Below are 24,614 nucleotides of genomic sequence, written 5' to 3' on the forward strand. Positions count from 1 at the left end.
TGGTCTCAGGCGCTGCGTGCGGGCGGGGTCAGCAGCGTGCGCAGGCGTCGGCACGCCGCGTCGGCCTCGTCGAGGAACTGGGACGCGCGCGCCGGGTCGCCCGCCTCCAGCGCGCTGCGCACCGCGGCCGCGGCGATCGTCGCACCGTTGGCGGCATTGCGCAGCGCGTGCAGCCATTCGGGATCGATCTTTTCCGGCTCGAGTAGGGCCGCGCTCACGGGGCAGCCTTGCGCGCGTCCGCATCCTGCCCGGCCAGGCGCGCCAACTGGTTGTGGACGGTGCGCACGCTGATGCCGAGCGCACGGGCTGTGGCGGTCTTGTCGTTGTTGAAATGTGCCAGCGTCTTGAGCAGCGCGCGCCGCTCAAGCTCGGCCAGGGTCGTGCCGACCGAGAACATGATTGAGGTCTCCGACTCCTTGAGCACGGTTTCGCTGGGCAGGGTGGGGCGGATGTACAGGTCGTCGTCCTGCTGCAGCAGGTAGGCGCGCTGCACCGCACTGCGCAACTCGCGCACGTTGCCCGGCCAATCATGGCGCAGCAGGGTGGACTCGGCCCCGGCGGCCAGCCGTTTGCTGCGGCTGTAGTGCGCGTTGAGCTTGTCGAGAAACACCTGGGCGAGCACCGTCGCGTCCTCGCCGCGGTCGCGCAGCGGCGGCAGCGGCAGCGGCGCCAGCACGTGATAGAGATCGTCGCGCAGCGTGCCGTCGCGCATCGCCTCGTGCGGATCGCGATCGGTGCTGACGATCAACCGCGTCTGTGGACTGGCCAATTCAGGGCCGGCTTCGAGCACCCGGAGCAGCCGGGCCTGCAACGCCATCGGGACCGCCGTGAGGTCGGTCAGCAGCAAGGTGCCGCCGCGCGCGCGCACAAAGGCATCGCCCAGACCGCCTGCCTTGTCGAACAGCTCGGCGGCGAGCTGGTCGGGGTCGGTCGCACCGCAGTCCACCGTCACCAGCGGTCCCTGTCGCCCGCTGGCGGTGTGCAGGGCACGCGCGACGAGCGTCTTGCCCGTGCCACGCTCGCCCCACACCAGTACCGGCGCGTCGGTGGCCCCGATGCGCAGCACCTGGTCCACGACCCGGCGGATCTGCGGCGAGTTGCCCGCGATGTCGCTGATCGCGCCCGGCACCTCGGATGAGGGCGGCGGCTGATAACGCGCGACGACGCGCTCCATCAACCGTCGCAGTTGCGCCGGATCCAAGGGCTTGACCAGATATTCGATCACCGGCGAGGCGACCGCGCGGGCGGCCGACTCCACCGTCGGCCGGCCCGTGACGATCGCGATCTGGCCATGCTCGGCCAAGTCGATGTCGTCGAGCAGATCGAGGCCCGAGCCGTCCGGTAACTGCAGGTCCAGCAGCATCAGGTCGGCGCGCGCGCGGGAAAGATAACCGCGCGCCTCGCAGAGCGTCTCGGCCAGTTGGACGCGCAGCCCTGCGGCGAACGCGAGTTGGCCAGCGGCCCGGGAAAACGTGCCGTCGTCGTCGAGGATCAGCACGGTGGGTTGCGGCATGGCAGGGGTCCGTACTGGAAAATGCCGACTGTAGTCAGCGGGCGGTCAATGAGGTGTGCAGGCATCCGGGCGACACTTGGCGCCGGCCCAACAGCGGCGGCTTGTCGGCTGCCCACCGCCCCCGTATGATTGCGCCCCCGGGTTCTGCGCGCAGGCCCGGGACCACCGGAGAGGTGGCAGAGTGGTTGAATGTACCTGACTCGAAATCAGGCAGGCGTTTATAGCGCCTCGGGGGTTCGAATCCCCCCCTCTCCGCCAGAATCGACAAGGGCTGCGTCCTCGACGCAGCCCTTTTTCGTTGCGGCCCTTGCCGCACGCGGGGGAGGGCTGGGTGGGGGCATCGCCTGCCGTTGGCCCATCCGCAGCAGCGGTACACTGGCCGGCCCGTTCGTTCCGGCAGTCCCCATGTCCGAGATTTCCGTGCCCGTGTCCTTTGGCGAACTGCTCGACAAGATCTCGATCCTGCAGATCAAGTCCGAGCGCATGACCGATGCCGCCAAGCTCGCCAATGTGCGCCGTGAGCTGACCGCGCTCGAGCAGACCTGGATGGCGCATCCCGGCGCCGGGCACGACATTGCGCGCCTGCGCGCCGACCTCAAGGCAGTCAACGAGCGGCTGTGGGACATCGAGGACGAGATCCGGCTCAAGGAGAAGGCCCAGGCGTTCGACGCCGATTTCGTGCGGCTGGCGCGCAGCGTCTACATCCAGAACGACGAGCGTGCGCGGATCAAGAAGGCGATCAACCTTGCACTGGGCTCGGCCTATGTCGAAGAAAAGTCCTACGCCGATTACCGCACGGGCGACAGCGCGCCCTGACCGCATCTGCGCCGTCGCGGCCGGCGCTCAGGCCTGCCCGAGGTCGGCGCGCCGGCGCTCGAACGCTTTGATCGCGTCCTCGACGGTCACCAACGCCATGACATCGTCGAACTCGATCTTGGTGCCCCACTTGAGCGCAGCCGCCGGCTTGCCGAGGAAGCGGCGCGCAGCGTCGTCGTAGCGGTCCACGCAGAACCGGCGATCCGAATACGGGCCGCTGCGCACCGGATTGCTGGCCGCGTGCAGGCCCAGCACCTTGGTGCCCATGGCATTGGCGATGTGCATCGGCCCCGAATCGGGCGTGACCAGCAACTGCGCGCGCGCCAGCAGGGCCGGCAACTGCTTGAGCGTGTCCTTGCCGACCAGGTCCAGCGCCTCGTGCCGCATCGCGGCGAGGATCGCATCGGCGGTACTGCGCTCGAGCGCGCTGCGCCCGCCGCACAGCACCACCCGCCAGCCGGCATCCGCGGCATGGTCGGCCAGCGCGGCATGGCGATCGGGATACCAGTTGCGGCGCACGTGGCTCGAGCACGGCGAGATCATCAGCACCGGCCGGCCGTCGTCGTCCCACTGCGCCCGCGCCCAGGCGTGCGCGTCGTCGGGCACCGGCATGTCCCAGGTCACGGTGTCCTGGCGCAGCCCGAGTGGCTCGCAAAAGCTGCCGATCGCGTCGAGCACGTGGATGCCCGGCCGGTCGGGAATGCGCTCGTTGACGAACAGGCCGTGCAGGTCCTTGGACCGGGCGCGGTCATAGCCCACCCGCCGGCGCGCGGGCACGAAGCCAGAGAGTAGGTTGGCGCGCGCGGCGACCTGCATCTGCAGCAGCGCGTCGAACCGGCGTGCATCGCCCAGCCGCGCTCGCAATTCGCGCCGCATCGCGCGCATGCCGGCCAGCCCGCTCTTCTTGTCGTAGACGACGAAATCGACGCCGGGCAGGCCCTCGAGCAAGCGATGCTCGCCCTTGCCGATGACCCAACTCAGCGCCACATCGTGCCAGGCCCGGCGCAACGTGGCGATCAACGGCAGCACATGGGTCACATCGCCGAGCGCCGACAGGCGCAGCAGACACACCGAACGGGGCCTGAAAGCAGGCGCCTGGCCGGCGGGCACGGGGGAAACGACGGTCGGGGCAGGGGCCAAGGCTTGATAGACTCGCTGGATGAACAGATTCGACCCCAGCGAGAGCCTGACGCCGATTCCGGCGGACGGTCGCACGGGCGAGTACGGCGCCATTTTGTTCGACGGCACGCAACTGCGGCAAGCCGACCCCCGCTGGTTCGATCCGGCGCTGTGGGGCGATCGCGCGCAGCGGGTCTCGGGCAGCGGGCGCGGCGGCGCATGGTTCATCGACGCCTCGCACGGCCCCTGCGTGCTGCGGCAGTACCTGCGCGGCGGGCTGGTCGGCCGCGTCAACCACGATCTGCACCTGTGGCGCGGCGGGCCGCGCGTGCGCAGCTTCGTCGAGTTCCGGCTGCTGCGCGAGCTGATGCGCCGCGACCTGCCGGTGCCTCAGCCCATCGCCGCGAGCTATTTGCGGCGCGGGCTAGCCTACCGCGCCTGGATCCTGATGGAGCGGCTGGTGGACGTGCGGTCGCTGGCCGACCTGGTCGCGCAATCGCCGGAAGACGCCCCGTGGGAGCAGACCGGCCGCCTGATCGCGCGTTTCCACCGCGCCGGGCTGGACCACGCCGACCTCAATGCCCACAACATTCTGTTCGACGGCCTGGGCAAGGGCTGGTTGATCGACCTCGACCGCGGCCGCCTGCGCATTCCCGAGACCCGCTGGCGCGCGGGCAATCTCGCGCGCCTGGAGCGCTCGCTGCAGAAACTGCGCGGCGCGCGCAGCGAGGACGCGGTGGCGGCGGACTTCGCACGCCTGCGCCGCTCCTATGACGTGCTCTGGAGCCGGGGCATCTGATGGACTGGGCGCTGCGGTTTCTGGGGGTCGGCAACGCCTCGGCGGTGGCGCTGGGCTCGCCTATGGCGACGATCGAGCGCGATGGCGCGCCGTGGCTGACGATCGACTGCGGCAACGAGGGCCTGACCGCGCATCTGGAGCGCTATGGTGAGGCGCCGCGCGCGCTGTTCGTCACCCATGTGCACCTCGACCACGTCGGCGGCTTCGAGCGCCTTTTCGTCGACCGCTACTTCGACCCCGCACGCCGCGGCGTGATGCCGCTGTACGTGCCGGCGCCGGTGGTGCCGCTGTTGCATCGGCGCGTGGGCGACTATCCCAACGTGCTCGCCGAAGGCGGCGCGAACTTCTGGGACGCGTTCCGGCTGATCCCGGTCGGCGATGCGTTCTGGCACGACGGCGTGCGCCTGGAGGTGTTCCCGGTGCGCCACCACTGGCCGGAGACCGCCTACGGCCTGCGCCTGCCCCGCAGCCTGGTCTGGAGCGGCGACACCCGGCCCATTCCCGAGATGCTGGCCCGGTATGCCGACCGCGACGAGCTGATCGCCCACGACTGCGGCCTGCACGGCAATCCTTCGCATAGCGGCGTCGACGATCTCGAGCGCGAGTACCCACCGGCGCTGCTCGCGCGTTGCGTGCTCTATCACTACGCCTCCGACGCCGATGGCGAGGCGCTGCGCGCACGCGGCCATCGCGTGGCCCGTCCGGGCGAGCGGTTCGCACTGCGTGCACCGGCGCCAGTGCAGGATGTCGGCGCATGAGCGCCTTGCCGCAACTGCCCCAGGCCCCGCTGGACCGGCTCGGCCGCCCGCTGCACGACCTGCGGTTGTCGGTGATCGAGGCCTGCAACTTCCGCTGCGGCTACTGCATGCCGGCCGACCGCGTGCCCGACGACTACGGTTTCGACCAGGCCGGACGGCTGTCGTTCGACGAAATCGAGACCCTGGTGCGCGGCTTCGCGCGGCTGGGCATGCGCAAGCTGCGCATCACCGGCGGCGAGCCGCTGCTGCGCAAGCACCTGCCCACGCTGATCGCGCGGCTGGCCAAGATCCCCGGCATCGACGACCTGGCGATGACCACCAACGGCGCGCTGCTCGCGCGCCAGGCGCAGGCGCTCCGTGATGCCGGCCTGCGGCGGCTGACGATCAGCCTCGATGCGTTGGATCCTGAGTTGTTCCATCAGCTGTCGGGCGGGCGCGGCGACATCGCGGCGGTGCTCGACGGCGTGGCGGCGGCCGAGCGCGCGGGCTTTTCGTCGATCAAGTTCAACTGCGTCGTCCAGCGCGGCGTCAACGACCACGAAGTCGAACGCATGGCCGCGCACTTCCGCGGCACCGGCCACGTCCTGCGCTTCATCGAATACATGGACGTGGGCACCTGCAATGGCTGGGACCGCGCGCGGGTGGTGCCCTCGCGCGAGCTGCATGCGCGCATTGCCGCCCGCTGGCCGCTGCGCGCGCTCGATGCCGACTACCGCGGCGAGGTGGCCGAGCGCCATGCCTATGCCGATGGCGCCGGCGAGATCGGCTTCATCAGTTCGGTGACCGCGCCGTTCTGCGGCGACTGCCACCGCGCCCGCGTCTCGGCCGACGGCAGCCTCTACACCTGCCTGTTCTCCGGCCAGGGGCAGCCGCTGCGCGGCTGGCTGGCCGAGGGCGAGGCTGCCTTCGCGTCGCGGCTCGGCGACCTGTGGTCGCGCCGTGCCGACCGCTACAGCGAACTGCGCGGCAGCACCCGCGCGCCGCGCCGGCATGTCGAGATGTTCCTGGTCGGCGGTTGAGCGTGACCTCCGACGTCGCCGCACTGCTCGAATCGCTGGAGCGCGCGCTGCTCGATCCGGCCGTGCGCGCCGATCGCGCGCGTCTCGACGCCCTGATCGCTGACGACTTCACCGAGATCGGCGCCTCGGGCGCGGTGTTCGGCAAGGGGGACGTCCTCGACCGGCTGCCTGAACAGGTCGGCCCCGTGCTCGAGGCCGGACCAATGCGCATCCACGCGGTGACCGACGACGTGGCCCGTGTGGCGTACTGCATCACGCGCCGCGATGGCACCGATGTGCGGCGCTCGCTGCGCGCCTCGTGGTGGCGCCGCGACGCCGAGGGTGCCTGGCGGATGGTCTTCCATCAGGGGACGCCGGACACGGGGGCCGGTACCATCTGAGGTCCGCAGTCACCACGCAGGCACCATGGCCCGCACGAAATCTCAGTCGTCCCCTGCGCTGACCCATATCGATCCCGATGGCCGGCCGACGATGGTCGACGTCTCGGCCAAGACCGTGACCGCCCGCGTCGCCAGCGCCGAATGCCGCGTCCGCTTCCCGGCGCCGGTCGCTGCGCAACTGCGCGCCAGTGGTCTGCGCAGTGCCAAGGGCGGGATCGTCGATACTGCGATCGTCGCCGGCACGATGGCGGTCAAGCGCACCTTTGAGCTGATCCCGTTCTGCCATCCGCTGCCGATCGACGGCGTGCGGATCGCGATCGACTGGAACGGCGAGCGCGAACTGCGCATCGATTGCACCGTCAAGACCACCCACCGCACCGGCGTGGAGATGGAAGCGCTGACCGGCGCCACCGTCGCCGCGCTGACCGTCTACGACATGTGCAAGGCGCTCTCGCACGCCATCGTGCTCGGACCGGCGAAGCTGGTCGGCAAGCGCGGCGGCAAGCGCGACGTCGGCACCATCGAAGGAGGCGCCACGCCATGACCGACGTCCGACTGCTGTACTTCGCCAGCCTGCGCGACGCCGCCGGCCGCAGCGAGGAAACCTGGCAGACCACCGCGCCCGACCTGCGCGCGCTCTACGCCGAAGTGCGCGCCCAGCACGGTTTCGCGCTGCCGGCCGAGCGCCTGCGAGTCGCGGTCGACGGCGCGTTCGCGCGCTGGGACGATGCGGTCCGCGGCGACAGCGAGATCGCCTTCATTCCCCCGGTCAGCGGAGGCTGAAGATGGACAAGCGCGACTTCTGGCTGGCCGACGCGCCACTCGACCTGGCGCCGCTGCGCGCGCGCCTGCAACACGACCGCGCCGGCGCCTTCGCCAGCTTCGAGGGCTGGGTGCGCGACCACAACGACGGCCGCCCGGTACTCGGCCTGCGCTACGAGTCCTACGTCGAACTGGCGCAGGCCGAAGGCGCGAAGGTGATCGCCGAGGCCCGCGAACGCTTCGCGCTGTGCGCGGCCGTCTGCGTGCATCGCATCGGCGACCTGGCGATCGGCGACATGGCGGTGTGGGTGGGGGTGTCCGCCCCGCACCGCGGCGCCGCGTTCGATGCCTGCCGCTACATCATCGACGAGATCAAAGACCGCGTGCCGATCTGGAAGCACGAGCGCTACGCCGACGGCGATGCCACCTGGTTGCATCCCGAGCCGGCGGAGGGTGGGGCGCCGCGATGAGTCGGAGCGCCGCGGTCGGCACGCTCGCGGTGTTGCTGGCCGCGTGCACCAGCGCACCGGTACCGCCCGAACCGGCACCCGCGCCGCCTGCACGCGGCGAAGTCGGCGCGGCCCTGCTTGCACCCGACGGCGACAGCAACCGGATGGCGCTTGGCCGTCACCAGCGCTTCGTCTATCCCACGCTCGAACAACCCGCCGCCTTGCCCGACTATCCGGCAGACCTGCTCCCGCTGCGCCTGCCGCCGGTCGAGGTTTGCGTGGATGTCGTTGTCGGCACGGACGGGCGGGTCGTCGCCGCGGCCGAGCGCCCGGATGCGCGCTGCGCGACACCGGACGGCGTGCCCGATCGCGCGGTGTTTGTGGCGCCCACACTGGCCGCTGCGCGCGCCTGGATCTACTGGCCGGCCGCGCTGTGTACCGCGCCGGACGGCTTCGACGGCAGCGATCCCTGCGCCGCACCGGGGGTGACCGAAACGCCGACCCGGGTCCGGCTCTCGTACGCGATCCGATTCCGCCAGCACGACGGCGTGCCGGTGGTCGAACGCAGCGAGTGACGCCAAGCGGATAGGCGCAAGCGCGCCCGCCCTGCTAGAATCGCCGTCCCGCTGCTGCGGGGCCGGCCTTGCCGGTGTGTGTCTCCATGGTGGCCCCGTCGGCCCCTCGCGACGCTAGATCGAAAATCCCGCCAGGGCCGGAAGGCAGCAACGGTATCGGTCGATGCGGGCGCCGAGGTCAGTCGGCGGGGCCATCGCCTTGTCCGGCCCCCTAAGCGGCGCCGGCAGAACCGGCGCCACGCCACGCTCAGGGCGTCAGCACCACCTTGCGGCAGGCATCGCTCTCATCCTTGCCGTCGAAGATCTCGTAACCGCGCGCTGCGTCATCCAGCTTCATCCGGTGCGAAATGATGACGTCCGGCTGCAGATCGCCGTTGCCGATACGCGTCAGCAGTTCGGGCATGTAGCGCTGCACATCGGTCTGGCCCATCTGGAAGGTCAGGCCCTTGTCGAACGCATCGCCCAGCATGAACGCGTGGATGAAGCCCGCATACACGCCCGGAATGCTGACCGTGCCCGCACGCCGCGTCGCCGCGATGCACTGCCGGATCGCAGCGCCGCTGCTGGTCTCGAGCTTGAGCCCGGTCAGCATGGTATCGGCCTTGCTGCCCTTGGCCTCGAAGCCGACCGCATCGATCGACGCATCCACGCCGCGCCCGTCAGTCTGCGAAACGATCACATCGGCCGGATCGTCGATCTGCTCGAAGTTCAGCGGGATCACGCCGTAGGTCGCCTGCGCGAAGTCGAGCCGGTACTGATAACGATCGACCATGAAGATGCGCTCGGCGCCCAGCATCCGGCAGCACGCGGCCGCCATCAGCCCGACCGGGCCCGCGCCAAAGATCGCGACCGTCGAGCCTTTGGTGACCTTCGCATCGATGACCGCCTGGTAGCCGGTGGGCAGGATGTCCGACAGGAACAGCACCTGCTCGTCGCTGAGCACCTCCGGCACCACCAGCGGGCCGACGTTGGCCTTGGGCACGCGCACGAACTCCGCCTGGCCGCCGGAGATGCCGCCGTACAGATGGCTGTAGCCGAACAGCGCCGCCGGCGGCCGGATGCCCTTGCGGTTGAGTGCCGCGCCCTGGCCGGTGTTGGTGGTTTCGCAGGACGCGAACTCCGACAGCCGGCAATGGAAACAGTCGCCGCAGGCGATGACGAAGGGGATCACCACCCGGTCGCCCTTGCGCACCGAGGTCACATCGGCGCCGACGTCCTCGACCACGCCCATGAACTCATGGCCCAGGATGTCGCCGTCGTGGAGCTCGGGGATCTTGCCGCGATACAGATGCAGATCCGAACCGCAAATCGCGGTCGCGGTCACGCGCAACAGGATGTCGTCGCGCTCGCGCAGAACGGGATCGGGCACCGTCTCGACCCGAACGTCCCGCGTGCCGTGATAGGTCAGGGCTTTCATCGCATCTCCTTGGCGGTAAAGCCCGGATGCAACCAAGCGCTGCCGCAATGCGGTGTGAGCGGGCAGGGCGTACAGACGGCACGGCCGGCAAGAACGCCCCCCTTGTTCTGGGCATCGGACCGTCTCGCATTGAGCCGCAGTCAAACGGGTTCATAACGCCGGCAAAATACGCAGTGGATGAATGCAGCGCCCTCGCACGCGGATAACACCCGGCGGCGCAGCGTCGCCACCGTGGCGAATGTCCGCCGCTAGGAGACGATCATGAGTCCGAGCAATCAGAACCCGCGCGAAGGCCAGAATCAGCACCCCCAGCAGGGCGGCCGCGAGCAGCGCCAGGACGACAACCAGCGCGAGCCCGGCCGTCCGGAGCAGAGCGAAGAAGAAGAGTAAGCGCCGAGCGTGACCGGACGCCCAAGGAGGGGCGTTCGGTGGGGCATCGGGAGCTTGGATGCGCCCATCAGCACAGCAGCGGGCGGATAAAGCTTGTCCCACGACGACGAACAGCGGTCACATGCATGGTTCGAAGGGGAGATCGCTTGTCGATTGTCACATGCGTGCACGTAGGACTATCCCTACGGGCACATGAGGAGTTATCTGATTCTCCTTCTCCATTTGGCCTACCAGATTGGGCCGTGCGGCTCTTGCCGCATCACACCAACGCATGGAGAAAGCAGATGAAGGCATTGACGAAGATGCTGGGCACCCTTGCCGTCGGGTTGTCGCTCACGATCGGAACCGCATCGTCTCAGTCATTCGAGACGCCACCTGCAAGCGAATGCACCGCCAACGGCGTGATCGGATCTGTTGATCTGTTGAACGGGCAGCGCGTCTTCATGTGTCAGAACGGCGAATGGCGCTTTCTGTACGAGTGCAGGTTCGACGCCAGTGGATATTGCGTCATTCCCTGAGTAATCGATTCGCCAAGTCGGCGATCTGCGGACCGCTCGCGAAACATCGCGGGCGGTTCGTTGTTCGCTTGGGGAATGGCAGGCGGTGCGTTTGCCGAGCCGCACGTCGCCTGAATTCGGGTTCCTCATACACCAGTATCCGGCTGTGGTAAAACGCCTCAGCGGCGGCATGACGCCGCCGATCAGGGGGCAACACGAAAGCGATCACGGCTGTGGTTGTTGACAGGCGGTAGCTAGCACCACTTCCTGATCTAGGCGGATATCTTCCCGGGTGCGGTCAGAGGCGCTAGGCGCGTGAGGCAAAGAGTCGCGCATTGGAATGTCAAACGATATTAAGTGCGAAATTATAATTATTTCCGCAGCTATTATTTACAATTTCAGAATTCAAGCGTTAGCTGGACGCCATATCGTAGCTTATGTTAGTATGTAAAAGTAATCTATGATTATTACATGGAGAGTTGATCTTGAAATATTCAGCAGTCGGAGCGCTGGTAGGCGTCTTGGCCTTTTTCTCGGCCGGGAATGTTGACGCATCAAATGGCTTCTACAAGCCAATTCGATGCGACACATGCGTCACGGAAAATGACTTCTACGCCCAGGCCATCAACGCAGGCAATGGCCATTTTTTGGTGTACAACTTGCCCGCCGGAACGATGCAGTACTGGCATATTCCCTCTGATCCCACCCCAGGCAATCCTGGGAGGCCTGATCGTCCGATGTCTATCGGCGTGCTGAGCGGCCAAAGTGGTACGAAACGCATACCGCCCGCAGAGGCGACTCAAGAGCTTCGCATAGCGACACAGGCTTACTCATACGGGAAGAACACCCTACGACCCATCTATGTGGTGCCGGTCGAGCGCCTGACTCAGTATCCGCATGTTCGGGATAGCACGGTGCATGACTTGGTACGCGACAAGAACATGCAGAGGATGTTGGAGACAGCGACCGGGGATACCGCAACCCTGGCCGCTGCTGTTGATCCGAACTTCCTGGAACGCTTGGTAGAAATGGGGCAGGTGGCTGTCTCCTATCTCAAGCTAAAGGAGCAGACTGCTGCAATCATCAAGGTCGTGTTTAAGGATGGTAGCTACGCGTACTTCAAGGCGACTGTTAACAATCCGAATGGGGAGTACCAAGCCGACAGTCCGCGCACGGCTGGGGATCAGTATGTTCCAAGCGATATTGCAGAAGTCGAAGGAACTTGGTCCAGCCATGGGGGGGACAACCTTGATCGGATGGCCCAGCACTTTCGCGACTTGGGAGCGCAAATCGTCAACCTAGGTCCTCAGACAGGGAGTGCTAACACGATTTCTTGCACCGGCGCTGGACAGAACAGGACTTGCAGGGTGGTCCGGGTTATCTGGTGACCCTTCCTGCCATAGGTTGACACCTTTGGGAGAATGGTTCGGCCGCCGTCAGGCGGCCAAGGAAGCCCGATGCATCGCATCGGGCGTTTGCATTCTAGAAACAGGGGAGGGCGCTCCACATTATGGATCGCCGCCGTCTCAGGCACCATCTGACGGGCCTGCCTCAGATCCTGCAGGCGATGGAGCAAGAGTTCGCATCTGAGGATTCCGGTGATGCCTTCGGCCAACGCGTTCTGGTAGCAGCCGCAACCATCGGTCATCGAGTATGTCAGACTGAATCCCCCCAGGAGCGGACGCCAGCTAGCGATACTTTGATCGCAACTGGCGGTTCCAATGCAGCGCATTACCCGTCGTCGCTACCCGGATTGCTTCAAGGCCCAGGGTGTGGCGTAAGTTGAGTTGGTCAGGCCGTCCAAGGCTGCCCGGCAACGGGGCATGTCGGCCAAGGCGCTGGTCAACTGGCTGGGTGCCTCCGGCCAGCCAGCCGCTGAGCTCGCCCGGCCGCACGCCGGTCAGTGAGATGGAGAGCGAGCTGGCCCGGCTGTGGGTCGCGAGCGCCACGTTCACGATGGAGCGCGAGATCCTAAAAGTAGCGGCGGTGCGTTCTTCGCTAGAGGGTCCAAGTGAGGTGTGCCTTCGTCGCTGATGAATGGACTCGCTATCCACTGCAGATGCTGTGCCGCCTGCTGGCGGTATCGGTGTCCGGCTTCCACGACTGGTGGCACCATTGGGATCGCCTAGACCCGATGCGGCGATGCGGGCTGGCCTGTGCACATTCCTCGCCGGCACAGCCGCGGTGCCTATGGGCGGTCGCGCCTGATGCGCGTGCTGCGCGCCTGTGCCAACGCGGTGGCCACAAGCACGTGTTCCGGAATGGCAGACGATGCGTCTGCCGACTCCCGCACCGCCTGAATTCGGGCTCCTCATACACCAGTATCCGGCTGTGGTAAAACGCCTCAGCGGTGGCATGACGCTGCCGGTCAGGGGGCAACATGAAAGCGATCACGGCTGTGGTTGTTGTTGCGATAGCGAGTGCGGGATGCTCGACCCTCAAAAGCGAGTCGATCGTTCAGCGTGACGGCAAGAGTGAGAAGACGATCGGCACAGTCACGACCTGGAGTCCTGATAAGGCCGCCGCAGTCGTACTGGGCGACAAAGCATGTCTGCAGTTGCCAACGCGTCTGGTTAACGTGGGCACGTCTGGGCGCGGCGCGGCTGCTGTCAATGTGGCGGGGCAGGGCAACGCCGGGGGCGGTGGCGCAGGCGACTTCAGATCAGATTCAACGTCAGCACTTGTTGCGACAGAGCGGACGACATTCCTGTCGTTCGGGCTGTTCTACATGTGCCAAATGGCGATGAATAAATCGATCAACGATGCGACGCTGAAGGACATGCTGACCATGGTGGTGGCAACATCAGCCACCTTGAAGCCGCCGCCGGTTCAACCGCCAGCATTCGTGGTGGCAGAGCACTTCACGATGCATGCGCCTCCGCCAGAGAAGCCGGTAGAGGTGGGTCAGGAGGAGCAGGCGAACCGGGTTACACCGGGCACTGAATTCAGCATTGAGGAGTAGCGCTCGGATTCGCTTGAATCGACGAGGGCGCAGGAAAGCGAGTTGCGACATCGATTGGAATGCGAGTGATCTCCGGGCCGCCCGCACCACATTGTGCGGGCGGCTCGTTCGCTGTTGCGGTCTATGGGCAACTTGATGCGCCGCGGAAGATCAGAGACGCTGAGCGACGGCGGTCCAAAGAAGGAGGGCGGGTGCGCCAGCCGGAAAGACGACGCACTGCGACGGCGAACCCGCCCCCCACTACTCAGCTAGTGCAGGGAAAGACGCGTTGCCTGCTTCGGTACCGGGCCATAGACCGCCCGTTCCTCACGCACGCTGCAACGCGATGTCGTTGCAGGCTGAATCAACTGTTCCTGCACTTGGTCGAGGATCTCCCGCACCGCATCCGCACCTTCCGAGATCGCCAGCCCCAGTGCCGGCACGGTGTCATCCGCAAGGTCGTCCTCATGGCCGGATGCGATGACGTCGCCATGCGCCATCAGCATCTGGACCAGGCGGTCGAGCGCGTCCGCCTGATCGATCGTGACGCCGAAGACGTAGGCCTCCGGCACGCTGGCTGCAGGCGTCGGCTGTGCGGCTGATGCCTCCTGCCTCGTGTGCTGAGCCTCGTCGGGGTCAATCGCCGGGTCGTCTGCTTCGGCGGCTGTCCGCGTCTTAGGCCGCGCGTTCGGCGACGGCCGCCACGCCATCGCCTCCAGCACCAGCTCCGCCTGCTCGGCCAACATGGCCAGGCACGTGGCCAGATCGCCGTGGCTGACTTCGGGCGGATCGTCCTGCTCCTCATCGTAGGTGCGCGGCTGCGCCAGGCGCGACAGGAATTCCATGTGGTCGCGCAGCTTTGTCAGCCGAGTCCTGTCGTCTTCCGGCAGGAAGTAGCCAGCGCGTTCAGTGTCGTTCGATTCGCGGTTCGACATGATGTTGCCTCCTTCATTCCATCGAAGTGACCCGCCCACCGGATGGCGGACGGGAAGTCGGGAGGTTAGAAACCGCAGACAGACGGCGGGCGTATTTCCCCGAAGGGTGTTGTATTAGCCGCCCTCCCGACGCAGGCATCGCGTCGGTTGTACCCGCAAAGCGCCGGGCACAAAAAACCCACCAGGTTGTTGGTCTCCTCTTTATCCGCGACGATAGGCGGCACTCAGAAAAAGCAAAGTGAGAGCTTGCTGTTCCGGGGCAGGTCGCCCGCTCTACCAAATTGAGTGACTTCGCACGCGATTACGCCGTGCCTATGTAAGCAGTCTTTCCTAGCGACTCACAAGGAACTCAGGCACATAGCACCAATTGAGAGCACAGCTCAAGGTGCTCACGGGTTCAATGGAGGGAGAACAAGAACCACCCGGAAGGGGGGCTTTTGATTCGATCACTTACAAGTACATCTGGCGGAGAGGGGGGGGCCTCTAGAGATCCGGCCTAACCCGCTGAATTGCTTGACAAGCCAGCAGCCGGAACGTGTCCCAGAAAGTGTCCCTGCCCCCCTAAGGTAGTTCCAGGCGTTCTCCAGGGCTTCGGTACGACGCGTGCGGCCTGAATACTAATGCTAGGCTACGAAAATATCTGTCACCATCGGCGCAAGGGTCCAGAGTGGGGCGCCGCTGCGTTGCAAAGGGTTTGCCTCGGGAGCTGCTGGTGGGTGCGTGTGAGCGCATCGAGGGTCAAAGGGAGCTTGATTGATGGGAATCTATCTGCGTAAAAGCGTGCGGGTGGGTCTGTTCAGATTCAACCTCTCCAAGAGTGGGGTCGGTGTGTCCGTCGGCGTCAAGGGTCTTCGTGTCGGGGCCGGCCCAAGAGGCAACTACGTCCACATGGGGCGGGGCGGCATCTATTATCGCGCGACGCTTCCAGCGGTTTCGGGTCCAAAAAGCACGTCCAGGGTGCCCATGCCGCCGTCCGCTCCGCTCGATTGGAGCGATGTGCCATCAGGCACGCACGGTCCTATGGTCGACATCGATTCCGCGCTCGCAACCACAATCGTTGATTCGTCATCGGCGGAACTGCTTGATGAACTGAGCGAGAAGCAGCGGCGAGTCCGCTTTTGGCCGTGGGCTCTCACGGCGCTAATCACCGCCTTGCTAATACTGTTCATGCAAGGCGCTCCGGTCTGGGCATTCTGGGTCGCCCTCCTTGTCGGCGGGATCGGCGTTGCATGGGCCTACTACGCCGATCTCATGCGCAAATCTATCGTGCTCCTTTACGAGCTCGATAGGGATATTGAGAAAGCGCTAGAAGCATTCCACAGGGCAGCCGATGGGATCGCGGGAGCATCTCGCGTGTGGCACATTTCGGCGCGCGCACATGTGCATGATGCGAAGTATCATGCGGGCGCCAGTGGCCTCGTAAAACGTCGGAGAACGCTCGTATCTCGCGCTGCACCGCCTTTCGTGAAGACGAATGTCGAAACGATTGCAGTGGAGGTCGGTGCTCAGACGCTCCACTTCTTTCCAGATCGCGTCTTGATCTACGACAGCTCTGGCGTGGGTGGTGCGTCATTCGGATCCCTGCGCCTTGAAGCGGGCCCGACAAGCTTTATTGAGGATGAGGGCGTGCCTTCTGACGCGACGATTACGGGCTACACCTGGCGGTTCGTGAACAAGCGCGGCGGACCTGACAAGCGATTTAAGAACAATCATCAGATTCCGATCTGCGCCTACGATCGCCTCGGCATCATTAGTGCGACAGGGATCGACGAGCTGCTGCACGTCTCCAAAGGGGGCGCCGCTATCGCATTCGCGACGCAGCTGCAGGCCCTCTCTCGCGTTGTGAAATCCTAGGTGGCAGCTACCGTGCGCATTTGCTATAGCGCGCAAGCTTCGCTTGGGCTCAATCTGAGGTCCGTGCGTAGTTTGAGTTGCAAAATGTCGACATCGGCGATAAAGGGTGGCTTGTGGTGTTCGCCTTGGGATCAGTGGCAGGGTCGGGAATCGAATTTCCTGGCTCGAACGGCACTTACGAAATTGCGTTAGGCGGCACCGCGAGTAATTACTCTTCATCAATCGAAAAGGAGGCTCTTTATGCCAATCAAACCGGGTCCAAAGCCAATCGCTCCCTCGACAGGCGAGCCTGATAAAAGAAGGCGAGACAACAAAGAAACACCTGGAAATACGCCTTCGCTCAAGCCTCACAAGCACAAGCCAAACAAGTAGTCCGCCTAAAGCGTAGCGCGCAGGACACGGTGTCGCCTAACGATCATGCCGTGTTGCCAGCTCATCAGGGCGTAATAGATACCGCATGATATCTCCATCGGAGAAAAATGGACTTTGCAGCCCTTGATGTTGAAACGGTCAACGCTGATCTTGGCAGCATTTGCCAGGTTGGCGTTGCTTTTTTTTGAGATGGGCGACATGTCGATTCGTATTCGGCGCTCGTCGATCCGGAGGACGAATTCGATGCTGTCAATGTCAACATCCACGGGATCACCCAAGCAGATCCCCGCGGCGCGCCCACAGGGCCGCAGATTGTCGAAGCACTTAGGCAGCGCTTGGACGCGAGTATCGTTGCTTGTCATGCCCCGTTCGATCAGGGGGGGGCGGCTCGCCGTGCTTGTGAGCGCTATTGCCTGAGCGTGCCCGTCTGGCAGTGGCTTGACACCGCGCGCGTTGTCCGGCGGGCATGGCTGGATCGCTTTGGCGCGCGTGGACATGGCCGGCGTCCGGTGTCTGCGTTTCTTGGTCTTCGCTTCGAGCGACACGATGCGCTCGAAGACGCGCGCGCAGCGCGGGAGGTGCTCTGCCGCGCGAGCGAGGCGACAGGGCTAACGCTCACTGACTGGAAGAGGCGCGTGCGGCCCCTGATCGATCTGAGTAAAGAGGGGCACGTAACGCGCCTCGGGAACTGTGAGGGGCCGCTCTTTGGGTAGATCGCGGTGTTCACAGGGTCGTTGAATATCCCGCGGCGTCATGCCCCTGATCTGGCGGCGAAGGCAGGCTGCGACGTCGCTGCTAGGGTCAGCAAGAAGACGACGTTTTTGATCGTTAGAGATCAGGACGCGCGCAAGCTCGCTGGGAAGACCAAGAGCGCCAAACATTTGAAGGCGGAGGCGCTCATCGCGGAGGGATACGCAATCGGTGTGCTGCGCGAGTCCAACTTCAAGCAGATCGTGGAAACCCAAGCGATCTGCTGAGCCCAGCGGTGCCCCTAGCGAAGGATCAGTTGATCGCCTAGCGCCAGATGCGCGAGCGTGCCCGCGCCGCCCATCAGTTTTACGCCATGAGGCTCTTCAAGCTCGATCGCTGCCAAGCGTGAAGCAGATACGCCGCTTCTGTCGTAGGCGATCGCGACAAGCCCTGACTCGATAAATACAAGCACAGACGCGCCAATCGGCACGCAGCGTTCGCCACTGCGCTCGACACCTGCGTCCACAAGGACGAGCTGGTAGCCGGCTCGATGCAGGTCAGCGCTCACGTGCCAGCCCGCTTTTAGGGCTGCAGCTGCGGCAGGCGAGGGGAGGTGGGGCTGTGAGCGAGGGCAGCCGCCTACGGACGCTAACGGGCTTTTTTGCGAAGGAAGGGCATTCGTTGCGACAAGCCGGATGGAGCCCCGGTTGCCACTTCGCACGCTCGGGGGCGCTGCTCGGAGCGCGAGCGCCTCGGCCGGAGCCACGGCGACTTCCTGCGGAGTCGACGCGGAGGAGGGTAGCTCGGGATATGATTGATCACCAAGCGCAAGGGTGAGCAAAAGCCCTGTAAGCACCGCGCCCGAGGCGACGAGTGGCGCCAAATCGGCGGCGCCGCGGGGCTTCCAGGAAGCGGTGGCGGTGGGAAGCGCGGTCAGCATGCTCGGATGCTAAGCCCGCCTCGCTCAGGCGCCAAGCTTTTGGACTAGAATTCTGCCCAGGACAGGGAGATCCGATATGACGAGCGAATTTGAGCAGATGCCCTTCGGCGCACACACCTTCGCGGAGAACCCGGAGAACCGGTGCGCGTGCCTCTTGCTCCTCGACACCTCGATGTCGATGAACGGCCCGGCAATTCAGCAGCTCAACGAAGGGCTGATGCAGTTTCGCGAAGAGCTTACCGCCGATTCTCTTGCCGCCAAGCGCGTTGAGGTAGGGATCGTAACTTTTGGCCCCGTTCAGACGATGACGGAGTTCGTGACCGCCGACAGCTTCTATCCGCCAACGCTTGCGTGCACTGGAGATACCCCGATGGGCGCTGCGATCGAGCAGGGGCTTGAGATGCTTCGCCAGCGCAAAGAGATCTACAAGGCCAACGGCGTGTCTTACTACCGCCCGTGGATCTTTCTGATCACCGACGGCGCGCCGACCGATAACTGGAAGCGCGCAGCCGAGCTCGTGCGTGACGGCGAGGCAACCAAAAATTTTCAGTTCTTCGCCGTGGGCGTGCAGGGCGCAGACATGGGGACGCTGCGTCAGATCTCCGTGCGCGCGCCGCTGAGCCTGCGGGGACTGCAGTTCCGCGAGCTCTTTAGCTGGTTATCCAACTCCATGAGCGCCGTCTCGCGGTCCACGCCTGGGGACGCTGTGCCATTGCAGAATCCGGCCGTTCCCGAAGGATGGGCGACGGTTTAATGGATCTCCAGGCGTGGCGGCTGGCAGCCGCATCTGCGCTCGGAACTTCGCACTGGAAGACAGGTGCTCCCTGTCAGGACGCGCATGCCTGGGCGCTCTTAGGTGAGGACCCTGTCTTGGTGCTGGTGGCCGCTGATGGCGCCGGTAGCGCTTCTCGGTCCGACAGCGGCGCGCAGCTTGCAACCGCAGAGCTTCTCGACTCGGTGCGCGGTTTTCTTAACGATGGCAATGAGCTGAGTGCGCTCACGCGCGAAACCGCACAGGCATGGATTCGCAATGTCGTGGCCAGGATCAGCCATCGCGCAGATCAGGACGGGATGGCGGTTCGCGAGTACGCCTGCACGCTGCTTGCGGCGATCGTATCCCCAGATCATGCGTGCTTCTTGCAGATTGGAGATGGCGCGATGGTCGTGCGTCCGCGTGGGGACGATTGGGCCTATATCTTCTGGCCACAGCATGGCGAGTTCATCAATCAGACGGTGTTCGTAACCGACCCGGCCGCGATTGACAACGTCGAGTTTTCATCGCAAGCCGGCCCAATCGATGAAGTTGCCGCATTTACAGACGGTATTGAGGCGCTTGTGCTGCACTACGCGTCCCAGACGGTTCACGGCCCGTTCTTTGACCGGATGTTTCAGGCTGTGCGGGCTTTGCCGATGGGCGGCATTGACCAAGAGTTGTCTGAGAAGCTCGATCAATATCTGTCATCGCCTGTCGTATGCGAGCGGACGGATGACGACAAGACGCTCATCTTAGCAAGTCGCTTGCCGCCGTATCAGCCGACTGCGCTGTCTGCCGAGGCGCCCTGAGTGAGCGCGCCCGATGTCCGCGGCAGCGCGGGCCGGGTGGTCCTCGGCGCGCTCCTCGGGAAGGGTGGCGAGGGTTCAGTCTACGAAGTGAGTGGGCGGCCCGAGCTCGCAGCCAAGATCTACCTGGCGCCTGCAAACGCGGAGCGGAGCGCAAAGCTTGCAGTAATGCCGAGCCTGCGCACATCTGTGATCAGTCAGCTCACTGCGTGGCCCATCGATGTACTCCGCCAGCCAGATGGGAAGGTGCGCGGGTTCTTGATGGAGAACCTGCGCGGCTCCAAGGACATCCATAGGCTCTACAGCCCCAAGAGTCGCCTCGCGGATTTCCCAAACGCTGACTGGCGCATGGTGGTGCGTGCCGCGCTCAACACGGCGCGTGCCTTTGCGGCGCTTCATCAGGCCGGGCACCTCGTTGGAGACGTCAATCATGGCGGCGTTCGCGTCGCATCAGATGCAACTGTGCGACTGATCGACACCGACAGCTTTCAGGTGTCGCATCAGGGGCGCGTGTTTCGTTGCGAAGTCGGTGTCCAAGACTTCACTCCTCCAGAGCTCCAGGGCAAGGCCTTCGCATCGATCACGCGCACTGCTAATCACGACAACTTCGGTCTAGCGGTCCTGATTTTTCAAATGCTGCTCAACGGGCGGCACCCATTTGCAGGGCGCTACAGCGGCCCGGGAGACATGACGATCGAGAAGGCGATCCCGGAATTTCGATACGCGTACACCGCAAACGGCGCTGCGCTGCGCATGCAGCCGCCTCCATTTAGCGCGCCAGCATCTGCGGCCTCTGCGTCGGTGGCGCAGCTTTGGGAGCGTGCGTTTGGGCAAGCGGGCACGGCTCCGGGCGCGCGTCCGGCCGCGCAGGAGTGGATCAAAGCGCTTGAGTTGGTCGAGAGAAAGTTCGCTCGGTGCTCCGCCCGTCCCGCGCATTACTACTACGGCGCGCTCAGCGCGTGCCCATGGTGCCCAATCGAGCGGGCCGGCATTACGCTCTTTGGAATGCCCCTTGGATCGGCGCCGCCAGTGCAAAGCGGCCCCGCGAATGCTGACGCGATCTGGCGCGACATCGTGTCAATCGCGCTCCCTGCTTGGCCCGCGCCGCCACAGGTGCCGACGGTCCTAGCCTCTCCTGCGATCGCGGCCTTAGGGCAACGTAAAGGCGTATGGCAGGCGGTGGCATGGGCGGTCGCGCTCAGCGTTGTTCTTCTCGGCGTGCTGGTCAGCGTTGATCTGATCCTTCTGTGGGGACTTTTGGGCGCAGGTCTCGGCGTTTGGATAAACAGCCGTGGACGCAGCGACATAGCACCGATCGAGAATCGATTTCGCCAGGCAAAGAATCATTTCGAGGGTCTCTGCGTGCGATGGCGCGAAGATCATGCGGATGCCCAGTTCCGCGCCAAGCGTCAAGGCTTGGACGCGCTGAAAGCTGAGCTGGGCCAGCTGCAACAAAAGCGCGATGCGCGCTACAGCCGGCTTGTCCAGGATCGCCAGACGCACGCGCTGCGCGCCTACTTGGATCAGTTCGAGATTGAGCGAGCCCTGATCCCTGGGATCGGCGCCGCGAAGAAGGCAATGCTTGAGTCTTTCGGCATCGAGACGGCGGCTGATGTCGACAAGCACGCTGTCATGAATGTGCCTGGATTTGGGCCGGCGCTTACGGAGCGGCTATTGAAGTGGCGGCGCGGGCTAGAGGGGAAATTTCGGTTCAATGCGAGCGGCGGAGTTGATCCGGCGCTTGTTGCCGACCTTGACCGCAGCATTGCGGTTCGCCGGGCAGAAATTCTCAAGGGACTTCAGGCTGGCAGGGCGGATTTGCAGCAGATGCGACAGGTGGCCACCGCTCAGCGTCAAGCGCTTGAGGGTGCGATGCGCGATGCGGTTGGGCGATACGCTCAGGCACGTGCCGACGCGCGGGCTATTGGCGTTCGCGGCGCCTGATTGCTCTCTGAGCACGTGGGTGCTGGTTTTCCAAGGAGGCGCTTGCTTGCAGCCGAACAAGCTAGGCGGAATGGATTCCAAAGCGGCCTGCTGCTCATTGCCACAACTTGACAGCATGACCGTACCAAAGAAGCCGCGAGCTCGTGGCATCGATGCCTGTGCCCTCGCCACTACGGATCATTCGAGTTTTCCCGCTCATCTTTCGAACTGATCGGATGTCGCGGAGAGAGTTCACGGGAAATTTAGAATAGGACGTTAAGCGCGTCGCTATGCAGTTCTTGCAGCGTTGATGCATGTGCGAATGGCGGCAGTGTGCCCTGTTCACGTTTTCATCTTCGCGAGTCGTTAACAAACACGTCGGCACGGTCCCTTCATCAAGGACGGGTGGAGAGGTCGCATGGGCAAGTCGCACGTCGCTATCAGCCGCCGCATCTGGGTGGCTGTTGCCGCGGTCGCAGTGCTTCTCACGTCGTGTTCGCAACGCAACGATATTGCTGCTCCGGCGGCCGGAGATGTTTCAGCAAGAGACATTGCCGCACTTGCAGCTGGTGCGGATATGATCGCTGATGCGCGCCTCGAGCAGGTTAGTGTAGCCAGTCGCGCCGACGGCATGGATGGCGCATTGGTCTGGACGATCGAGCGTTGCCATATAGGGACGTGCAAGGCGGGAAACCGCGTCACCACCCCATATGCGATGCCGTTTTCGACCAGTGGGCTCTTTTGCAGCTACGCAGCTGGATGCATCGACCGTCCCTCGCTTGAGGCTTACGTTGGCGAGCGATTTCTTATCACGCTCTCAAAAGACGCCTACGAAGAGCAAGTGAGTGCGCTATCGGGAACGCCCCAAGTAGGGGCATCTAGCCTTAATCGGGGCTTCTACTTGATTGAGGCCGGCCGGCTCTATTCGAACAATCAACATCGTGCAATTTACGCCTCCTACACGGAGGTGCTGGAGCAACTGTGAGGTTGGAAAAAAGGAGAATGACATGTCCAGAAACGGATTGGGTGTATTGGTAGCAGCGCTTAGCGTGATGGGTGGGGTGGTTCCCTTACAAGCGTCGGACGCAAAGCAGGAGGTGTTCGATCATCGGCCGGCGGCTTATCAGGATCCGGTCGAAACTTACCTCGCGATGAAGAACCAAGAGTTGAGCGAGAACTTTGCGGCCCTCAAAGCGGCCGGGCTCGAGCGGGACATCGATGCAATTTACAACGCGATTGTTCGAGAAGACCGATTCAGCACCTACAACGTCGTCGGCGAGACGCCCCAGCAGAAGTCTGACGTCGTTCAAATGCTGGCGCTGACCGCTGCACACTACTTGGCGTCTGTCGGAATGACGCCTCAGAAGATGGAAGCGCTGAGCAATGTTGGCATCGACGTGGCTGCATCTGCAGTTCGAGTTACGGCAGGCCGCGCAAGCTTTGATGACTTGATGGCGGTGAGCGAAACGGCGGTGTTGGGAATTGTAACCGGGGTGGAGAAGGGAAATTCCAATGAAACCGTACGCGTTCAAGTTGTCGACGCGTCGCAGAAGAGCGCGCCCAGGTTCCTCTCGGTCAGTTCGATGCGGGCCAACTTCGAGGAGGGGGTCGAGTGCGTTTTCTTCCTCTCTAGCTCTCTTGGGCAGTTCCGCAACGCTTTGGGCAATGCAACGTCCCCAGGTGCTGTCGCGCAACAGTTTGAGCCGTTTTGCAAAAGCGAGGGTGGCTATGCGGCGACGAGTGCCTACATCGGCGCCACGATCGAGGTGAGCGAGGTGCATGCGTCCATGGGCGCGAAGAAAATCGCCTCAGCAAACTGAAGGATCAGGAGACACTTATGAACGCATTGAAGACATGCTCGCTCGTTGCCGCGTTGTTGGCCGCGCCGGCCCTGTCCCAAGCTCAGAACTACGAATGGAAGCTTGTCAACAACGCATACCCTTACCAGATCGGACTCAACCTGCCGGCGGCCTGCGATCAGAAGGTACTAAGTGGGTTTGCGCACTGGAACGGCGCGTCAAGGTTCAGCACGACACAATCAGGGCGTTTCTTCTCAGGGTTCCTCAACCCGGCGAGCACGGACATCCAGATTCAGATGGAACCAGCGTCCAGAATGGTGTCAGGCGCTATCAACCTCGCCGAGGCACCTCCGGGAACATTCATCCGCTGGATTACGGTTGACGGGGCTTCGGTCAGGGAGCTGCGCTCGGCGCATGTTCGCGTCAACGCCGATTACTGGGCGTCTGGTGAGTTCCATTGTGGTCCCAACCCGGTTCCGTTCAACACGTTCGATTTCGCTTACGTGGTGGCGCACGAGGTGGGTCATGTTCTCGGCGTTGGCCATGGAACACCGACGCTGCCACAGTCTTGCGTGATGGGGATACCGTTGGCTCGGAGTGTGCCTCTGCCAGCAAGATGTGCGCTGGAAAGCACAAGGGCGCGAAACCTTTACGGGACTCCCTAATGCGAGCGCGTTGATTGACGGCGGCGAGCCCTATAGGCCACCGCTTTCGCGCACGCGTTTTTGCGCTATCACCGGCGTGGTGGGGAGAGATCGGCATTTGGTATGTGAACGAATGACTCTGAAGGGCTGGCAATTTCGTCAGAAAGTAGCCCTACCAGTCTCCCGCACTTTGCGGATTCGCTCTAGGCGAAACCCTCGAACCGAGTGGCTCGTCAAGTCTTCGCAGGCCTCCCTCGAAAACGCAAAACGCCCCTTGCGGGGCGCTTTGCATTTCTGGCGGAGAGAGGGGGATTCGAACCCCCGAAGCGCGGTTTAGACGCTTACACACTTTCCAGGCGTGCTCCTTCAACCACTCGGACACCTCTCCGGATCTGTCCCGCGCGGGCCGCGGGGCGGCACGCTGCGACGGCTGGACCGCCGCGGGCCGGCCATTCTAGCCGG

The 24,614-nt window shown here is 64.1% G+C and carries 28 protein-coding genes, 2 tRNA genes, 1 other RNA gene and 1 pseudogene; 23 read left to right on the forward strand and 9 right to left on the reverse strand.

Features of this window, described 5'->3' with window-relative positions:
• Positions 1-5: 5 nt before the first annotated feature.
• Both MNO14_RS06580 and MNO14_RS06585 read right to left on the reverse strand, forming a co-directional pair.
• On the reverse strand, positions 6-218 hold the full coding sequence (locus tag MNO14_RS06580) for a hypothetical protein (protein WP_241945907.1): 213 nt from the start codon (positions 216-218) through the stop codon (positions 6-8).
• Complete coding sequence (locus MNO14_RS06585) at positions 215-1,513, reverse strand: sigma 54-interacting transcriptional regulator (protein WP_241945908.1); 1,299 nt, start codon at positions 1,511-1,513, stop codon at positions 215-217. Before MNO14_RS06585 ends, MNO14_RS06580 begins: the two co-directional genes overlap by 4 nt.
• A 167-nt stretch (positions 1,514-1,680) precedes the next feature.
• Here MNO14_RS06585 and MNO14_RS06590 point away from each other — a divergent pair.
• Both MNO14_RS06590 and MNO14_RS06595 read left to right on the forward strand, forming a co-directional pair.
• A tRNA-Ser gene (locus MNO14_RS06590) sits at positions 1,681-1,771 on the forward strand.
• A gap of 147 nt (positions 1,772-1,918) precedes the next feature.
• On the forward strand, positions 1,919-2,329 hold the full coding sequence (locus MNO14_RS06595) for a DUF6165 family protein (RefSeq protein ID WP_241945909.1): 411 nt from the start codon (positions 1,919-1,921) through the stop codon (positions 2,327-2,329).
• Between the two features lie 27 nt (positions 2,330-2,356).
• Here the strand turns inward: MNO14_RS06595 and MNO14_RS06600 are convergent, their stop codons facing one another.
• On the reverse strand, positions 2,357-3,439 hold the full coding sequence (locus MNO14_RS06600) for a glycosyltransferase family 9 protein (RefSeq protein ID WP_241945910.1): 1,083 nt from the start codon (positions 3,437-3,439) through the stop codon (positions 2,357-2,359).
• Positions 3,440-3,488: 49 nt separating this feature from the next.
• Here MNO14_RS06600 and MNO14_RS06605 point away from each other — a divergent pair, with 49 nt between their 5' ends.
• The 9 genes from MNO14_RS06605 (at position 3,489) to ffs (ending at position 8,382) form a co-directional block, all read left to right on the forward strand.
• A complete protein-coding gene (locus tag MNO14_RS06605) occupies positions 3,489-4,247 on the forward strand; it encodes a 3-deoxy-D-manno-octulosonic acid kinase (RefSeq protein ID WP_241945911.1) in 759 nt (252 codons plus the stop codon).
• Positions 4,247-5,005 carry an MBL fold metallo-hydrolase gene (locus MNO14_RS06610; protein ID WP_241945912.1) on the forward strand — a complete coding sequence of 253 codons (759 nt, stop codon included), beginning with the start codon at positions 4,247-4,249 and terminating at the stop codon, positions 5,003-5,005. The genes MNO14_RS06605 and MNO14_RS06610 overlap by 1 nt, the downstream gene beginning before the upstream one ends.
• Positions 5,002-6,024 carry a GTP 3',8-cyclase MoaA gene (gene moaA, locus MNO14_RS06615; protein ID WP_241945913.1) on the forward strand — a complete coding sequence of 341 codons (1,023 nt, stop codon included), beginning with the start codon at positions 5,002-5,004 and terminating at the stop codon, positions 6,022-6,024. Before MNO14_RS06610 ends, moaA begins: the two co-directional genes overlap by 4 nt.
• A gap of 2 nt (positions 6,025-6,026) precedes the next feature.
• Positions 6,027-6,404 carry a DUF4440 domain-containing protein gene (locus MNO14_RS06620; RefSeq protein ID WP_241945914.1) on the forward strand — a complete coding sequence of 126 codons (378 nt, stop codon included), beginning with the start codon at positions 6,027-6,029 and terminating at the stop codon, positions 6,402-6,404.
• Positions 6,405-6,429: 25 nt separating this feature from the next.
• On the forward strand, positions 6,430-6,948 hold the full coding sequence (moaC, locus tag MNO14_RS06625; RefSeq protein WP_241945915.1) for a cyclic pyranopterin monophosphate synthase MoaC: 519 nt from the start codon (positions 6,430-6,432) through the stop codon (positions 6,946-6,948).
• On the forward strand, positions 6,945-7,187 hold the full coding sequence (locus MNO14_RS06630; RefSeq protein ID WP_047136182.1) for a MoaD/ThiS family protein: 243 nt from the start codon (positions 6,945-6,947) through the stop codon (positions 7,185-7,187). Before moaC ends, MNO14_RS06630 begins: the two co-directional genes overlap by 4 nt.
• A 2-nt stretch (positions 7,188-7,189) precedes the next feature.
• On the forward strand, positions 7,190-7,636 hold the full coding sequence (locus MNO14_RS06635) for a molybdenum cofactor biosynthesis protein MoaE (RefSeq protein ID WP_241945916.1): 447 nt from the start codon (positions 7,190-7,192) through the stop codon (positions 7,634-7,636).
• Entirely contained in the window at positions 7,633-8,190 is a 558-nt protein-coding gene (locus MNO14_RS06640; RefSeq protein WP_241945917.1) for a hypothetical protein, read from the forward strand. Before MNO14_RS06635 ends, MNO14_RS06640 begins: the two co-directional genes overlap by 4 nt.
• A 95-nt stretch (positions 8,191-8,285) precedes the next feature.
• Positions 8,286-8,382, forward strand: an RNA gene (ffs, locus tag MNO14_RS06645) — signal recognition particle sRNA small type.
• A 55-nt stretch (positions 8,383-8,437) separates the two neighbouring features.
• Here ffs and MNO14_RS06650 read toward each other — a convergent pair.
• Positions 8,438-9,607: a zinc-dependent alcohol dehydrogenase gene (locus MNO14_RS06650; RefSeq protein ID WP_241945918.1), complete on the reverse strand. Its 1,170-nt coding sequence runs from the start codon at positions 9,605-9,607 to the stop codon at positions 8,438-8,440.
• Positions 9,608-9,868: 261 nt separating this feature from the next.
• Between MNO14_RS06650 and MNO14_RS16635 the strand changes: the two genes are divergently transcribed.
• The 3 genes from MNO14_RS16635 (at position 9,869) to MNO14_RS06660 (ending at position 11,882) form a co-directional block, all read left to right on the forward strand.
• Complete coding sequence (locus tag MNO14_RS16635; protein WP_256451829.1) at positions 9,869-9,997, forward strand: hypothetical protein; 129 nt, start codon at positions 9,869-9,871, stop codon at positions 9,995-9,997.
• Between the two features lie 284 nt (positions 9,998-10,281).
• A complete protein-coding gene (locus tag MNO14_RS06655) occupies positions 10,282-10,515 on the forward strand; it encodes a hypothetical protein (protein ID WP_241945919.1) in 234 nt (77 codons plus the stop codon).
• A 464-nt stretch (positions 10,516-10,979) separates the two neighbouring features.
• Complete coding sequence (locus MNO14_RS06660; protein WP_241945920.1) at positions 10,980-11,882, forward strand: hypothetical protein; 903 nt, start codon at positions 10,980-10,982, stop codon at positions 11,880-11,882.
• A gap of 48 nt (positions 11,883-11,930) precedes the next feature.
• Here MNO14_RS06660 and MNO14_RS06665 read toward each other — a convergent pair.
• Positions 11,931-12,145: pseudogene (locus MNO14_RS06665) on the reverse strand (IS3 family transposase); the annotation flags it as partial.
• 729 nt (positions 12,146-12,874) lie between these two features.
• Between MNO14_RS06665 and MNO14_RS06670 the strand changes: the two are divergent.
• A complete protein-coding gene (locus tag MNO14_RS06670) occupies positions 12,875-13,456 on the forward strand; it encodes a hypothetical protein (protein WP_241945921.1) in 582 nt (193 codons plus the stop codon).
• A gap of 248 nt (positions 13,457-13,704) precedes the next feature.
• Here the strand turns inward: MNO14_RS06670 and MNO14_RS06675 are convergent, their stop codons facing one another.
• Positions 13,705-14,370 (reverse strand): hypothetical protein, encoded by a 666-nt coding sequence (locus MNO14_RS06675; protein WP_241945922.1) that lies wholly within the window; start codon positions 14,368-14,370, stop codon positions 13,705-13,707.
• A gap of 756 nt (positions 14,371-15,126) precedes the next feature.
• Between MNO14_RS06675 and MNO14_RS06680 the strand changes: the two genes are divergently transcribed.
• On the forward strand, positions 15,127-16,224 hold the full coding sequence (locus MNO14_RS06680; RefSeq protein WP_241945923.1) for a DUF4236 domain-containing protein: 1,098 nt from the start codon (positions 15,127-15,129) through the stop codon (positions 16,222-16,224).
• Positions 16,225-16,601: 377 nt separating this feature from the next.
• Here MNO14_RS06680 and MNO14_RS06685 read toward each other — a convergent pair whose 3' ends face one another.
• Complete coding sequence (locus MNO14_RS06685; RefSeq protein ID WP_241945924.1) at positions 16,602-17,093, reverse strand: hypothetical protein; 492 nt, start codon at positions 17,091-17,093, stop codon at positions 16,602-16,604.
• 222 nt (positions 17,094-17,315) lie between these two features.
• On the opposite strand from MNO14_RS06685, the gene MNO14_RS06690 reads away from it, so the two are divergent.
• Complete coding sequence (locus MNO14_RS06690; protein WP_241945925.1) at positions 17,316-17,573, forward strand: hypothetical protein; 258 nt, start codon at positions 17,316-17,318, stop codon at positions 17,571-17,573.
• Positions 17,574-17,587: 14 nt separating this feature from the next.
• On the opposite strand, the gene MNO14_RS06695 is transcribed toward MNO14_RS06690, so the two are convergent.
• On the reverse strand, positions 17,588-17,854 hold the full coding sequence (locus MNO14_RS06695; protein ID WP_241945926.1) for a hypothetical protein: 267 nt from the start codon (positions 17,852-17,854) through the stop codon (positions 17,588-17,590).
• 448 nt (positions 17,855-18,302) lie between these two features.
• Between MNO14_RS06695 and MNO14_RS06700 the strand changes: the two genes are divergently transcribed.
• The 6 genes from MNO14_RS06700 to MNO14_RS06725 all read left to right on the forward strand — a co-directional run bounded on the left by MNO14_RS06700 (position 18,303) and on the right by MNO14_RS06725 (position 24,173).
• On the forward strand, positions 18,303-18,980 hold the full coding sequence (locus MNO14_RS06700) for a VWA domain-containing protein (protein WP_241945927.1): 678 nt from the start codon (positions 18,303-18,305) through the stop codon (positions 18,978-18,980).
• Complete coding sequence (locus MNO14_RS06705) at positions 18,980-19,789, forward strand: PP2C family serine/threonine-protein phosphatase (protein ID WP_241945928.1); 810 nt, start codon at positions 18,980-18,982, stop codon at positions 19,787-19,789. Before MNO14_RS06700 ends, MNO14_RS06705 begins: the two co-directional genes overlap by 1 nt.
• The gene (locus MNO14_RS06710) at positions 19,790-21,730 is read left to right on the forward strand and encodes a hypothetical protein (RefSeq protein WP_241945929.1); all 1,941 of its coding nucleotides are present in this window, start codon (positions 19,790-19,792) and stop codon (positions 21,728-21,730) included.
• A 397-nt stretch (positions 21,731-22,127) separates the two neighbouring features.
• A complete protein-coding gene (locus MNO14_RS06715) occupies positions 22,128-22,694 on the forward strand; it encodes a hypothetical protein (RefSeq protein ID WP_241945930.1) in 567 nt (188 codons plus the stop codon).
• A gap of 22 nt (positions 22,695-22,716) precedes the next feature.
• The gene (locus MNO14_RS06720) at positions 22,717-23,529 is read left to right on the forward strand and encodes a hypothetical protein (RefSeq protein WP_241945931.1); all 813 of its coding nucleotides are present in this window, start codon (positions 22,717-22,719) and stop codon (positions 23,527-23,529) included.
• A gap of 17 nt (positions 23,530-23,546) precedes the next feature.
• Complete coding sequence (locus MNO14_RS06725; RefSeq protein WP_241945932.1) at positions 23,547-24,173, forward strand: hypothetical protein; 627 nt, start codon at positions 23,547-23,549, stop codon at positions 24,171-24,173.
• A gap of 274 nt (positions 24,174-24,447) precedes the next feature.
• On the opposite strand, the gene MNO14_RS06730 is transcribed toward MNO14_RS06725, so the two are convergent.
• Positions 24,448-24,540: transfer RNA gene (locus tag MNO14_RS06730), tRNA-Ser, on the reverse strand.
• Between the last annotated feature and the right edge of the window lie 74 nt (positions 24,541-24,614).

The sequence above is a fragment of the Luteimonas sp. S4-F44 genome (assembly GCF_022637415.1).
Lineage (GTDB): Bacteria > Pseudomonadota > Gammaproteobacteria > Xanthomonadales > Xanthomonadaceae > Luteimonas.